At 75.9% G+C, this 13,225-nt stretch carries 13 protein-coding genes; 9 read left to right on the forward strand and 4 right to left on the reverse strand.

Annotated features, from left to right (window positions below; genetic code table 11):
* The first annotated feature begins 2 nt into the window (after positions 1-2).
* The 5 genes from ASF50_RS17830 (at position 3) to ASF50_RS17850 (ending at position 6,835) form a co-directional block, all read left to right on the forward strand.
* Complete coding sequence (locus tag ASF50_RS17830; protein ID WP_082503375.1) at positions 3-2,888, forward strand: FAD-binding and (Fe-S)-binding domain-containing protein; 2,886 nt, start codon at positions 3-5, stop codon at positions 2,886-2,888.
* Between the two features lie 82 nt (positions 2,889-2,970).
* Positions 2,971-4,203 carry a class I SAM-dependent methyltransferase gene (locus ASF50_RS17835; protein ID WP_056905357.1) on the forward strand — a complete coding sequence of 411 codons (1,233 nt, stop codon included), beginning with the start codon at positions 2,971-2,973 and terminating at the stop codon, positions 4,201-4,203.
* Positions 4,196-5,227 carry a hypothetical protein gene (locus tag ASF50_RS17840; protein ID WP_056905358.1) on the forward strand — a complete coding sequence of 344 codons (1,032 nt, stop codon included), beginning with the start codon at positions 4,196-4,198 and terminating at the stop codon, positions 5,225-5,227. Before ASF50_RS17835 ends, ASF50_RS17840 begins: the two co-directional genes overlap by 8 nt.
* A gap of 40 nt (positions 5,228-5,267) precedes the next feature.
* Positions 5,268-6,272 carry a DNA topoisomerase IB gene (locus ASF50_RS17845; RefSeq protein ID WP_056864764.1) on the forward strand — a complete coding sequence of 335 codons (1,005 nt, stop codon included), beginning with the start codon at positions 5,268-5,270 and terminating at the stop codon, positions 6,270-6,272.
* A gap of 65 nt (positions 6,273-6,337) precedes the next feature.
* On the forward strand, positions 6,338-6,835 hold the full coding sequence (locus ASF50_RS17850; RefSeq protein ID WP_056864763.1) for a macro domain-containing protein: 498 nt from the start codon (positions 6,338-6,340) through the stop codon (positions 6,833-6,835).
* A gap of 10 nt (positions 6,836-6,845) precedes the next feature.
* On the opposite strand, the gene serC is transcribed toward ASF50_RS17850, so the two are convergent.
* The gene (serC, locus tag ASF50_RS17855; RefSeq protein WP_056905359.1) at positions 6,846-7,967 is read right to left on the reverse strand and encodes a phosphoserine transaminase; all 1,122 of its coding nucleotides are present in this window, start codon (positions 7,965-7,967) and stop codon (positions 6,846-6,848) included.
* A gap of 112 nt (positions 7,968-8,079) precedes the next feature.
* Between serC and ASF50_RS17860 the strand changes: the two genes are divergently transcribed.
* Both ASF50_RS17860 and ASF50_RS17865 read left to right on the forward strand, forming a co-directional pair.
* Positions 8,080-8,523 (forward strand): zinc ribbon domain-containing protein, encoded by a 444-nt coding sequence (locus ASF50_RS17860; protein ID WP_056864761.1) that lies wholly within the window; start codon positions 8,080-8,082, stop codon positions 8,521-8,523.
* On the forward strand, positions 8,498-9,058 hold the full coding sequence (locus ASF50_RS17865; protein ID WP_235557731.1) for a GNAT family N-acetyltransferase: 561 nt from the start codon (positions 8,498-8,500) through the stop codon (positions 9,056-9,058). Before ASF50_RS17860 ends, ASF50_RS17865 begins: the two co-directional genes overlap by 26 nt.
* Here ASF50_RS17865 and ASF50_RS17870 read toward each other — a convergent pair.
* On the reverse strand, positions 8,992-9,678 hold the full coding sequence (locus tag ASF50_RS17870; RefSeq protein ID WP_200920228.1) for a class I SAM-dependent methyltransferase: 687 nt from the start codon (positions 9,676-9,678) through the stop codon (positions 8,992-8,994). The genes ASF50_RS17865 and ASF50_RS17870 overlap by 67 nt on opposite strands.
* Before the next feature lie 72 nt (positions 9,679-9,750).
* Here ASF50_RS17870 and ASF50_RS17875 point away from each other — a divergent pair, with 72 nt between their 5' ends.
* A complete protein-coding gene (locus ASF50_RS17875) occupies positions 9,751-10,368 on the forward strand; it encodes a hypothetical protein (protein WP_156718372.1) in 618 nt (205 codons plus the stop codon).
* 83 nt (positions 10,369-10,451) lie between these two features.
* Here the strand turns inward: ASF50_RS17875 and ASF50_RS17880 are convergent, their stop codons facing one another.
* Entirely contained in the window at positions 10,452-11,555 is a 1,104-nt protein-coding gene (locus ASF50_RS17880; protein ID WP_056905361.1) for a citrate synthase 2, read from the reverse strand.
* Between the two features lie 86 nt (positions 11,556-11,641).
* On the opposite strand from ASF50_RS17880, the gene pdxH reads away from it, so the two are divergent.
* Complete coding sequence (gene pdxH / locus ASF50_RS17885) at positions 11,642-12,304, forward strand: pyridoxamine 5'-phosphate oxidase (RefSeq protein WP_056905362.1); 663 nt, start codon at positions 11,642-11,644, stop codon at positions 12,302-12,304.
* 47 nt (positions 12,305-12,351) lie between these two features.
* Here pdxH and ASF50_RS17890 read toward each other — a convergent pair whose 3' ends face one another.
* Positions 12,352-13,185, reverse strand: coding sequence for an SDR family NAD(P)-dependent oxidoreductase (locus ASF50_RS17890; RefSeq protein WP_082500369.1), 834 nt, complete (start codon positions 13,183-13,185; stop codon positions 12,352-12,354).
* Positions 13,186-13,225 lie beyond the last annotated feature (40 nt).

Genomic DNA, 13,225 nt, shown 5'->3' on the forward strand with positions numbered 1-13,225 from the left:
CCCTGCACCTCCCCGACCACGCCGGCCCCGACAGCACCTCCGGGGGCGCAGGGGTGGGCGACCTGCTCGGCGAGCTGCGCCGCCGGGGCGTCACCGACGTCGACGACTCGGTGCTGACCCGGGCGCTCTACTCCACCGACGCCTCGCTCTACCGCGTGCTGCCCCAGGTGGTGGCTCGGCCGCGTCACACCGACGAGCTGCTCGCCGTGCTCGACGTCGCCCGGGCGAGCGGCACCCCGCTGACGATGCGCGGCGCCGGCACCTCGATCGCCGGCAACGCGGTGGGTCCCGGCATCGTCGTCGACACCTCCCGCCACCTCGGCCGCGTGCTGGAGATCGACGCCGAGGCCCGCACGGCGCGCGTCGAGCCCGGCGTGGTGCACGCGACGCTGCAGCAGCAGGCCCAGGCCCAGGGACTGCGCTTCGGCCCCGACCCCTCCACCCACACCCGCTGCACCATCGGCGGCATGATCGGCAACAACGCCTGCGGCTCGCGCGCCCTGGGCTACGGCCGCACCTCCGACAACGTCGAGTCGCTGCGGGTCGCCTTCGGCACCGGCGAGGTCTGGTCGGGCGGCGGCGGTGCGGTGGCCGACGGCCTGGCCGCGATCACCGACGCCAGCCTCGAGCACGTGCGCACCTCCTTCGGCCGGTTCACCCGCCAGGTCAGCGGCTACGCCATGGAGCAGCTGCTGCCGGAGAACGGTCGCCGCCTCGACCGGTTCCTCACCGGCTCGGAGGGCACCCTGGGCCTGGTGCTCGACGCCACCGTGCGGCTGGTCGTGGACGAGACCTCGCGCCAGCTCGTCGTGCTCGGCTACCCTTCGATGGTCGAGGCCGCCGACGCCGTGCCGGCCCTGCTGGCCGCCGCCGGCACCCCCGTCGACAGCCCCGCCGGCATGGAGACCGCGGGCGCCGGGCTCGTCGCCTGCGAGGGCATCGACGCTCGCATCGTCGACCTGGTGCGCGCCCGCGGCGCCGTGCCCGACCTGCCCCGCGGGGCAGGCTGGCTCTTCGTCGAGGTCACCGACCCGGGTCTGGTCGCGCCGCTGGTCGCGGTCTCCGGGGCCCTCGACCACCGCCTGGTCACCGACCCCCGCGAGGCCGCCGCGCTGTGGCGGATCCGCGAGGACGGAGCCGGCCTCGCCGCGCGGAGCACGCAGCGCCAGGCCCTCTCGGGCTGGGAGGACGCGGCCGTGCCCCCCGACCGGCTCGGGGCGTGGCTGCGCGACTTCGACGCGCTGCTGCTCGAGCACGGCCTGCAGGGCGTGCCCTACGGCCACTTCGGCGACGGCTGCGTGCACGTGCGCATCGACTTCGACTTCACCGACCGCGAGAGCGACGCCGCCGCCGGCCCGCGCCGCTTCCGGGCCTTCGTGGAGGACTGCGCCCGCGAGCTGTCGAAGCACGGCGGCTCGCTCTCGGGCGAGCACGGCGACGGCCGCGCCCGCTCGGAGCTGCTGACCCACATGTACGACGAGGAGTCGCTGCGGCTCTTCCGCGCGGCCAAGGCCGTCTGCGACCCCGACGGCCTGCTCAACCCCGGCGTGCTGGTCGACCCCGACCCCTTCGACGCCTCCCTGCGCCCGGCCCGGCCGCGCGCGGGGGTGCGCCCGCTGCTGCGGCTGGCCCACGACGGCGGGTCCTTCGGCGACGCCGTGCACCGCTGCACCGGCGTCGGCAAGTGCGTGGCGCCCTCGGCGACCGGCGTGATGTGTCCCTCGTGGCAGGCCACCCGCGACGAGAAGGACTCCACCCGCGGCCGCGCACGCGTGCTCCAGGAGGCCGTCGACGGCTCCCTGGTCGGCGGCCTGGGCGACCCCGCGGTCTCCGAGGCCCTCGACCTGTGCCTGGCCTGCAAGGGCTGCGCGTCGGACTGCCCGACCGGGGTCGACATGGCGACCTACAAGGCCGAGGCGCTCCACCAGAAGTACGACGGTCCCGACGCGACCGCCCGCCGCCCGCGCAGCCACTACCTGCTCGGTCGGCTGCCGCGCTGGGCCGCCCTCGCCGCGCCCGTGGCGCCGGTGGCCAACGCGATGATGCGCCTGCGCCCCGTCGCCAGCGCCGCGCGGGCGAGCGCCGGCATCGACCAGCGCCGCTCGATCCCGGCCTTCGCCCCGAAGACGCTGCGCCGCACGACCAGGGGCCGCGGCGGCGACCGGGCGCCCGACGTGTGGGTGTGGGCCGACTCCTTCACCGACCACTTCTTCCCGCGCAGCGGCCTCGCGGCCATCGAGGTGCTGGAGGCCGCCGGGCTGCGGGTGCGGGTGATCTCCGACGACGCCTGCTGCGCGCTGACCTGGATCACCACGGGTCAGCTCGACAAGGCCCGGGCGATCATGGAGCGCACGGTGGCCACGCTCGCGCCGTACGTCGCCTCCGGGGTGCCGGTCGTCGGGCTCGAGCCGTCGTGCCTGGCCACGCTGCGCAGCGACGCGACCGAGCTGACCGCCGACCCGCGGGCCGCGGAGGTCGCCGGCGGGGTGCTGACCTTCGCCGAGCTCGCCACCCGCCTCGACCTGCCGCTGCCCGACCTCACGGGCGTCGAGGTCGTGGCCCAGCCCCACTGCCACCAGCACGCCGTGCTCGGCTGGGAGGCCGACCGCTCCCTGCTGGAGCGGGCCGGGGCCTCGGTGACGAAGGTGTCGGGCTGCTGCGGCCTGGCCGGCAACTTCGGCATGGAGAAGGGCCACTACGAGGTGTCGGTGGCCGTGGCGGAGACCCACCTGCTGCCGGCGGTGCGCTCGCACCCCGACGCCGTCGTGCTCGCCGACGGCATGTCGTGCCGGGTCCAGCTCGACGACCTCGCCGACGTGCCGACGATGCACCTGGCCGAGCTGTGGGCCTCCCGGCTGCCGGCCGGCGCCCGCGGGGACCGCGCGTGAGCCCCCGCCAGCGCCGCTGGATCATCCCGGTCGCCCTCGCCGCGCTGCTGCTCATCGTGGTCGTGACCTCGGTCCTCGACCGGTGAGCGGCGCGACGGGAGGGGCCCTGGAGGAGGCGCTCGCGCGCCTGCGGGCGCCCTTGCTCGACCCCGAGCGGCTCGTGCGCGCGGTCGCGTCGGGCCGGCGCAAGGGCCAGGAGCCGCCGCGGTGGCGGCGCCTCGAGCTGCGCCACGTCGACCTCAAGGCCGGGCCCCACCTGCAGGTCACGGCCTACGACGCCACGCAGGCCCACACCTCCAACCACGCCCTCACCGGCGCCGACGCCGCCGACGCCCTCGACGCGCTGCTGGCGCTGCCCTTCGGCAACTGGCACGTCGAGACCACGACCGAGACGGTGCAGCTGCGGGTGACCAAGAAGCTCGACGCCGTCGTGCACACCGCGCGCCGTGCCGAGGCCGTCGCGGTCGACCGCGCCCACGACCGCGACAAGCCCCGGCTGCTGGCCGAGGACGACCCCGTCTTCCGCGAGCTCGGCCTGACCGACGCCCAGGGCCGGCTCAAGCCCACCCGACAGGCGAAGTACCGCCAGGTCGAGGAGTTCCTCCGGCTGCTCGACGCCTCGATCACCGAGGCCCGGTCCAAGGGTCACCTGCGCCGGCCGACGCCCGAGGACCCGCTGCGGATCGTCGACCTCGGCTGCGGCAACGCCTACCTCACCTTCGCCGCCCAGCGCTTCCTCACCGCCACCCGCGGGCTGCCGGTGGTCGTCACGGGGGCCGACGTCAAGGAGCAGTCGCGCGAGCACAACAGCGCCGTGGCCGCCCGCCTCGGCGTCGACGCGGAGTTCGTGGTCGGCTCGATCGCCGACGTCGAGCTCCCGCAGCCGCCCGACGTGGTGCTGGCGCTGCACGCCTGCGACACCGCCACCGACGAGGCGCTGGCGCGGGCCGTGGGCTGGGAGGCGCCGCTGGTGCTCGCCGCGCCCTGCTGCCACCACGACGTCGCCGCCCAGCTGCGACGCCTGCCCACCCCGGCGCCCTGGGCCATGCTCACCCGCCACGGCATCCTGCGCGAGCGCCTCGCCGACACCCTCACCGACGGCCTGCGCGCCTCGCTGCTGCGCCAGCGCGGCTACCGCGTCGACGTCGTGCAGTTCGTGGAGAGCCAGCACACCCCGCGCAACACCATGCTGCGCGCCGTGCGCACCGGGGGCGAGGCCCCCGAGGCGCGCGAGGAGTACGACGAGCTCGTGGGCGCCTGGGGCGTCCGGCCCCGCCTCGCCGAGCTGCTCGAGGCCGACCGGGCCGGTGCGTGAGCGCGTGATCGACGGCCTGCTCGCCGCAGCGGTCGCGCTGCCCTTCGCCGTGGGCCTCGGGGTCGGGCCGGGCGGACCCGACGCCGAGGTCGCCTTCGCCTTCCGCGACCCCGCCGTCGTGGAGTCGAGCGGCCTGGTCGCCCGCGACGGGCTCGTGCTCACCACCAACGACTCCGGTGACACCGGGCGCGTCTTCGCCGTCGACCCCGCCACGGGCCGCACCGTGGGCGTCACCACCTGGAGCCAGGACCCCGTCGACGTCGAGGCGCTCGCCCCCGCCGACGGGCCCGGCGCGCGACCCGGCGAGGTCTGGGTCGGCGACATCGGCGACAACCCCGGCGAGCGGACCTCGGTGTCGGTGACCCGCGTGGCCGTGGGCCGGGGCGCGCTGGGGGCCGCGGGCACGACGTACGAGCTGGTCTACCCCGACGGCGGGCAGGACGCCGAGACGCTGCTGGTGGAGCCGCGCAGCGGGCGGCTGCTGGTGGCCTCCAAGGCCTTCCTGGGCGGCACGCTCTACCGCGCCCCGGCGCGGCTCTCGCCCGACGCCCCCAACCGGCTCGAGCCGGTCGGCTCGGTGCTGTCGATCGCCACCGACGGCGCCTTCTTCCCCGACGGGCGCCACCTCGTGGTGCGCGGCTACGGCGGCGCGGTCGTCTACGCCTGGCCCTCGATGGAGGAGGTCGCCGACCTCGACCTGCCCGCGCAGCAGCAGGGCGAGGGGATCGCGGTCGACGAGGACGGGCGGGTGCTGCTCTCCAGCGAGGGGCAGTACGCCGAGGTGCTGGAGCTCGACCTGCCCGCGGACGTGCGGGCCGTCGTCGACGGCTCCGTCGCCGACCGGGCCGACCGGGCCGGCCAGGCCGACCGCGCCGGACGGGAGGCCGGGCGCGACCCCGACCTCGTCACCGTGACCGACACCGCGGAGCTGACCCTGCTCACCGGCTGGATGCTCGGGGGCGCGCTGGCGGTGCTGGGCCTGCTGGTGGGGCTCGTGGTGCTGCTGCTGCGCCGTCGCCGCTGAGGGTGAGCCGCGGGCGCGGGGGCGCTCCTAGTCTCGGGCCATGGTCCGCCTGCGCCGCACCTCACCCGACCAGCCGGGGTGGACGCGTCGCCGCGCGGGCAGCGGCTTCAGCTACCTCGACGCGGCCGGCGACCGGCTGCCGGCCGACGACGCCCAGCGGGTGCGCGACCTCGTCATCCCGCCGGCGTGGCAGGACGTCTGGGTCACCCCCCACGCCAACGGCCACCTGCAGGCGGTCGGCACCGACGAGGCCGGGCGCCGGCAGTACCTCTACCACCCCGAGTGGCGCACCCGGCGCGACGCGGAGAAGTTCGACCGGATGCTGGAGTTCGGGAAGGCCCTGACCCGGGCCCGCGAGCTGGTGGTGGCCGACCTCGGCCGCGAGGGCATGCCGCTGGAGCGCGCGTGCGCCGCCGCCGTCCGGCTGATCGACCTGGGCTACTTCCGCATCGGCAACGACGTCTACGCCGACACCAACGGCAGCTTCGGGCTCACCACCCTCGAGCGTCGGCACGTGCGACGGCGCCAGGAGCAGCTGGTGTTCACCTTCGTGGGCAAGTCGGGGGTCTCCCACGAGATCCGCATCGACGACGCCGTGGTCATCGAGGCGATCGAGGTGATGCGGCGCCGCCGCGGCGAGGACCTGCGGCTGCTGTCCTACCGCACCGGGCGCTCGTGGCGCTCGGTGCTGCCGGAGCTGGTCAACGAGTACGTCCGCTCCTCGACGGGGATCGAGGCCACGGCCAAGGACTTCCGCACCTGGCACGCGACCGTGCTGGCCGCGGCCGCCCTGGCCGAGACCCCCGAGCACGGGGAGACCCGGGCCTCGCAGAAGCGGGCGGTGTCGGGGGCGATGAAGGAGGTCTCCTCCTTCCTCGGCAACACCCCCACGCTGGCGCGCTCCTCCTACGTCGACCCCCGCGTGATCGAGGCCTACGAGGACGGCCGCACCATCGTCGGCACCACCCGGCGCCACCACGACAGCCCCGACGTGCGGCAGGCCGCCCTGGAGCGTGCGACCCTGAGGTTGATCAAGGAGAGCTGAGCCCCCCGTCGGGGGGCCGCTCCTGGTCGACCGTCCCGGCTACCGGGGCGGCAGGACGGAGCACCATGCAGCTCAACGTCGTCGAGGGCGACCTCACCACCCAGCGCGTCGACGCGGTCGTCAACGCCGCCAACACCGCGATGCGCGGCGGGGGAGGCGTCGACGGCGCCATCCACCGCGTCGGCGGGCCCGCGGTGCTCGCCGACTGCGTCGCGCGCTTCCCCGACGGGCTGGCCACCGGCGACGCCGGCTGGACCACCGCCGGCGACCTGCCCGCCCGCTGGGTCATCCACGTCGTGGGTCCCGACCACGCGGCGGGCCAGACCGACCGCGGGCTGCTCGAGTCCTGCTACCGCCGTGCGCTCGAGGTCGCCGACGAGCTCGGGGTGCGCACGATGGCCTTCCCGCTGGTCAGCGCCGGGGTCTACGGCTGGCCCCGCGCCGACGCCGTGGCCGCGGCGATCGAGACCCTGCGCGCGACCCCCACTCAGGTGGAGACGGCCACCATCGTCGCCTTCGGCCGCACGGCCTACGTCGACGTGCGCTCGGTGCTGGGCCGCTAGGCGCGTCTGCTCAGGAGTGCTCGACGACCCAGTCGACGCAGGCGGTGAGGGCGCGCACGTCGTCGGGGTCGATCGCGGGGAACATCGCCACGCGCAGCTGGTTGCGGCCCAGGCTGCGGTAGGGGTCGACGTCGACCACGCCGTGCTCGCGCAGCGTCGCGATCACCGCGGGGGCGTCGACGTCCTCGTCGAGGTCGATCGTGCCGACGACCAGCGAGCGGTGGTCGGGGTCGGCGACGAACGGCGTGGCGTAGGACGAGGCCTCGGCCCACGCGTAGAGCGCGCCCGAGGACTCCGTGGTGCGCGCGACCATGGCGTCGAGCCCGCCCTGGGCGTGCATCCAGTCCAGCTGCTCGGCCATGAGGAAGAGCGTGGCGACGGCGGGGGTGTTGTAGGTCTGCTGCTTGCGCGAGTTGCTGATCGCGGTGGGCAGGTCGAGGAACGCCGGCACGTGGCGCCCGCCCGCCGCGACCTCCTCGGCCCGCGCCAGGGCCGCCGGCGACATCAGGGCCACCCAGAGCCCGCCGTCGGAGGCGAACCCCTTCTGGGGCGCGAAGTAGTAGACGTCGCTCTGGGCGACGTCGACGGGCAGCCCGCCCGCACCCGAGGTGGCGTCGACGAGCACCAGCGACCCCGGGTCGGTGCCCTCGGGTCGCAGCACCGGGGTCATCACGCCCGTCGAGGTCTCGTTGTGGGCCCAGGCGTAGGCGTCGACGCCGGCCTCGGCGGCCGGGGCCGGCCGCGAGCCCGGCGCGGAGGAGATCACCGACGGCTCCTCGAGCCAGGGTGCGGCCGTGGCGGCCGTGGCGAACTTGGAGGAGAACTCCCCGCAGACCAGGTGCTGGCTGCGGCGGGTGAGCAGGCCGTGGGTGGCGACGTCCCAGAAGGCGGTGGACCCGCCGTTGCCCAGCACGACCTCGTAGTCCTCCGGCAGGTCGAAGAGACCTGCGACGCCCTCCATGACCCGGCCGACCAGGCCGCGCACCGGCGCCTGGCGGTGCGAGGTTCCCATGAGCGTGGACCCGGTGGCGGCCAGGGCGTCGAGGTGGGACTGCTGCACCTTGGAGGGGCCCGACCCGAAGCGCCCGTCGGCGGGCAGCAGGTGGTCGGGGATGCGCGGTGGGCGGGTCATGTGCTTCTTCCGTCGAGGGCGGCACGGCCGGGGCCACCCGGTGGATCGGGCGGTCCTATTCTGTCACCGCGCCACCCCCGGCCCCTCGCGCCGCCAACCCTCGGGAGAGCCCATGACCCCCCACGACCCCTCCGCCCGCAGCGCGCCGGCCACCGGTCGGCGTACGCCGGCGCAGGCCGCGGCGCTCGTGGCTGGCGTGCTCCTGCTCCTCGGCGGGCTGGTCGCCCTGGTGGTCGGTTTCACCGGCTCCGTCGGGTCGCAGTCGGAGCCCTTCCCCGCCCCCGGCGCCGACGACGGGCCGGGCTCCGACCTGCTGCTCTTCGCGGGCGGCGGACTGGCTATGGTGGTCGGTCTCGGCGTGGTCGCGTTCGCCCGGGCCGCCGCGTTCCGATCGGCCGGCGGCTGGTCGCGGGTGGTGGTCGAGCAGGGCTTCGGCAGCTCACCGCCCAGGACCTCGGCGCCGCCCGAGACCGTGCGGACCCGCACCTGCGCTCGCTGCGGAGCGCTCAACGACGAGGAGGCGCGGTTCTGTGACCGCTGCGGCACCGGGCTCTGAGCCCGTCGGCGAGCCCGACCCCGGCCGGCGCGTGGCGGCCGGGACGCTCGAGGTCGTGCGCGTGCCGGCCGACCACCCCGACGCGGTGCGGCTGGTCGAGGAGGTCCAGGCCGAGTACGTCGCGCGCTACGGCTCGCCCGACGCCAGCCCCTTCGACCAGGAGGTCTTCGCGCTGCCCTCGGGCGCCTTCTTCGTGGGCTACCTCGACGGCGACGCCGTCGCCACCGGCGCCTGGCGCCGCAGCCCGGTGGAGGCGCTGGGGTCCTCGGTCACCGCCGAGGTCAAGCGGATGTACGTCGTGCCGCGCGCCCAGCGCCGGGGCCTGGCCCGCCGGATGCTGGCCCACCTCGAGGCCACCGCGGCCGAGGCCGGCGTGGAGGTGCTGGTGCTGGAGACCGGCACGCTGCAGCCCGAGGCGATCGCGCTCTACACCTCGGCGGGCTACGTGCCGGTGCCCGGCTTCGGCCACTACCGCGACTCGCCGCTCTCGCGCTGCTTCGCCACCGACCTGCGGGGGCGCGCCACCACGAGGTAGCGGTCGTCGCTGATCTCGCGGCCCCACAGCGCGGGGTCGACGAGCGGCGTGTGGGCCGGCTCGAGGTCGGCCTCCTCGGCCAGCGCCACGCACCCCGCGCCGGTGATGCCGGCTCCGGTCGACCAGCTGCCCTCAACCAGCACGAGCACGCCGCCGGGGCGCAGCAGCGCCGCCCAGCGCCGCAGCACCGCCACCGGGTCGGGCAGGGCCCACAGCACGTGGCGGCACAGGACGACGTCGTAGGAGTCGGCCGTCAGGGGCGGGTGGGCGGCGTCGCCGGCGAGCACCCGCACGGGCGACCCGGGCAGCCCGGCCACCTTGGCCCGGGCCCGCTCGAGCATGGCGGGGGAGAAGTCGACGGCGTCGACGTGGTGACCGGCGCGGGCGAGCAGCGCGCTGAGGGTGGCGGTGCCGCAGCCGAGCTCGGCCACCCGGGCCGGGGCCGGCGGCAGCAGGGGCAGCAGCAGCGCCGACCACGCGGCGCGCACCGCCGGGTCGCGCAGGCCGTGGTCGGCGGGGTCGTCGTAGGCCGCCGCCTCGCCGTCCCACACCGCGATGCGCCCGGCCAGCCCGGGGTCGTCGGTCGGCTCGGATCGGGGCGGTCCGCTCAGGTCGTCCACGCCGCGACCGTAGTGACGGTCACCGACACCCGCCACCCGGCGCCCCCGCGCCGCCCCCTCCCTGGACCGACCATGACCCAGCACCAGCACAAGCACCAGCACCAGCACCTGAGGGCCGCCGCGGCGGCCCTCGTGACCCTCGTCGTCCTGCTCGGCGCCGCGCTCGTGCCGGGCGCGGCGCACGCCGAGCCCCGCCCGCTGGAGGACTACGCCTCCTACCAGCCGCAGACCCGCTGCTCGCCCCAGGCCAAGCCGGGCACGGTGGCGCTGGGGCGCTGGCTGGTGCGCCACCACGGCGGCGGCTTCGGCCGGATCGGGTCGACCTGCGCGAAGCACACCACCTCCGAGCACCAGGAGGGCCGCGCCTTCGACTGGATGATGAGCGCGCGGACCAAGGCCGACCGCCGCGAGGTGAAGGAGGTCTTCGAGCGGCTCTTCCGCGCCGACGGGGCCGGGCGCGAGGACGCCTGGGCGCGCCGGATGGGCATCATGTACCTGATCTGGGACGACGAGATCTACAGCGCGTGGAACGCCTTCGAGCCCGCGCCCTACCTCAGCTCGTCGTGCGCCACGAAGAAGAAGTGCAGCCAGACGCTGCGCCACCGCGACCACGTGCACGTCTCCCTCACCCGCCGGGCCGGGCGCGGCCTCACCAGCTGGTACGACGACCGGCTCCCCGCGAAGGACTGAGCCCCCCGTCCCTGGCGGGGCGGGGGGCTCGGGGGCGGGCGGTGCGGCGTGACCGGGCGCCCGTCAGGAGGTGCGGAGCGGGCTCAGCCGGCCCACTCGGCCTTCCAGCCGTCGACCTCGTCGGCGCCGCGGGCGGCGGGGCCGGTGTAGATCGCCGAGGGGCGGATGAGGCGGCCCGTGCGCTTCTGCTCGAGGATGTGCGCCGACCAGCCGCCGGTGCGGGCGCAGGTGAACATCGAGGTGAACATGGTGGCCGGGACCTCGGCGAAGTCGAGGACGATCGCGGCCCAGAACTCCACGTTGGTCTCGAGCACACGGTCGGGGCGACGCTCGCGCAGCTCGGCCAGGGCGGCCTTCTCCAGGGCCTCGGCCACCTCGTAGCGGGGGGCGTCGAGCTCCTTGGCGGTGCGGCGCAGCACGCGGGCGCGGGGGTCCTCGGCGCGGTAGACGCGGTGGCCGAAGCCCATCAGCCGCTCGCCGCGGTCGAGCAGGCCCTTGACGTAGGCCTCGGCGTCGCCGGACTCCTCGACGTCGGCGATCATGCCGAGCACGCGGCTCGGGGCGCCGCCGTGCAGCGGGCCGCTCATCGCGCCGATGGCTCCGGAGAAGGCGGCGGCGACGTCGGCACCGGTGGAGGTGATGACGCGGGCGGTGAAGGTGGAGGCGTTCATGCCGTGCTCGGCGGCGCTGCTCCAGTAGGCGTCGATGGCCTTGACGTGCTGCGGGTCGGCCTCGCCCTTCCAGCGGAGGAGGAACTTCTCGGCGAGGGTGCTGCCCTCGTCCACGAGCTTCTGGGGCACGACGGGGGCGTGCAGGCCGCGGGCGGACTGCGCGGCGTAGGAGAGGACCATGACGGCGACGCGGCCGAGGTCCTCGCGGGCCTGCTCGTCGGAGATGTCGTAGGTCTGGCCGAAGCCGAAGGCCGGCGCCAGCATGGCCACGGCGGCCTGCACGTCGACGCGCACGTCGCCGGTGTGCACGGGCAGGTTGTAGGGCTCGGCGGGGGCCAGGCCGGGGGCGTAGGTGCCGTCGATCAGCAGGCCCCAGATGTTCTCGAACGGCACCCGGCCGACGATGTCCTCGATGTCGACGCCGCGGTAGCGGAGCGCGGACCCCTCCTTGTCGGGCTCGGCGATCTCCGTCTCGAAGGCGACGACGCCTTCCAGTCCGTGGTGTACCTCGGGCATGCGTTCGACTCCTGTGTCGGATGGTCAGAGGGGGTCGCCGCGGTGGGCAACCTCGGCATTGTGTCAGCCGTCCTACTGTCAGGTACATGGCCACCGACCTGCGAACGCTCCGCCACGAGTACGCCGCCCGCGGCCTCGCCGAGACCGAGCTGACCGACGACCCGCTCGAGCTCTTCCGCACCTGGCTGGAGGAGGCCGTGGCGGCCGGGATCGGCGAGCCCAACGCCGTCGTCGTCTCGACCGTCACCGCCGCCGGCACGCCGACGTCGCGCACCGTGCTGCTCAAGGGCCTGCACGGCGCCGACGGGGACGGCCGCGAGGGGGGCTTCGTGTTCTACACCAACCACTCCTCCGCGAAGGGCCGCGACCTCGACGCCCGCCCCGGCTGCGCGCTGCTCTTCCCCTGGCACGACCTCGAGCGCCAGGTGCGCGTGGAGGGCACGGCCGCCCGGCTCCCGCGGGCCGAGGTCGAGGCCTACTTCGCGGTGCGCCCGCGCGGCTCCCAGCTGGGCGCCTGGGCCTCCCACCAGTCCTCGGAGGTGGCCGACCGCGCCGAGCTGGAGCGGGCCTACGCCGCCGCCGCGCAGCGTTTCGCGGGCGGCGACGTGCCCGTGCCGGAGGAGTGGGGCGGCTACGTCGTGCGCCCCGAGGTCGTGGAGTTCTGGCAGGGCCGGCCCAGCCGCCTGCACGACCGGCTGGTCTACCGGCGCGAGGGCGCCGGCTGGACCACGCGGCGCCTCGCGCCCTGAGCGTCTCTCGCCCGGCCGTGGCCCCACGGTCGTGCCGCCCGGTCGTCTCAGACCGGGCGGGTGGCGGTGATGCCGCCGTCGACCGGCAGGTCGACCCCGTGGAGGTAGGCGGCTGCGGGGGAGACCAGCCACGTGACCGCGGCGGCGACCTCCTCCGGTCGCCCCGCGCGACCGGCGGGGGTGCCCGCGACCATCGAGGCGATGACGTCGCCGTCGGAGTCGTTGATGGGGGTGCGGGTCGGGCCCGGTGAGACGGTGTTGACCCGGACGCCGCGCGGGCCGAACTCGGCCGCCCAGCTGCGCGCCAGCTGCGCCTCGGCGGCCTTGGTGGCGGAGTAGAGGCCGACGAAGGGGTGCCCCACGCCGGCCATCCATGAGCCGATCACCACGATGCAGGCGCCGTCGCGCCCGAGCATGCCCGGCGCCAGGGCGGCCGTCAGCACGTGCGGCGCGCGGACGTTGACCGCCAGCGCGGTGTCGAGGTCCTCGTCGGTGAGGCCGAGCGTGTCCACCGGCGGGCACACCGCGGCGTTGTGCACGAGGACGTCGACACCCCCGCCGAGCACCTCGGTGACCTCGCCGGCGAAGCGGCGCAGGTCGGCGTACGACGCGGTGAGGTCGGCCGCGACCCAGTCGGCGCGGCCGCCGGCGGCGCGGAGCCGCTCGACCACGGCCGTGCCGCGGGCGACGTCGCGGCCGCTGACGACGACGTGGGCCCCGGCGGCGGCGAGGTCGGTCGCGATCGCCGCGCCGATGCCGCTGCTGGAGCCGGTGACGAGGGCGGTGCGGCCGGCGAGGAAGCGGGCGGGGTCGGTGGCGGGGTCGGTGGCGGGGTCGGTGGTGGGGGACGTGGGTGCGGTGGTGGGTCCGGTGGAGGTCACCGCGCCAGCCAACGGGCTCGGTGGGCCGTGCGCCAGGGCG

The sequence above is a fragment of the Nocardioides sp. Leaf307 genome (genome assembly GCF_001423135.1).
Classification (GTDB): Bacteria; Actinomycetota; Actinomycetes; order Propionibacteriales; family Nocardioidaceae; genus Nocardioides; species Nocardioides kribbensis.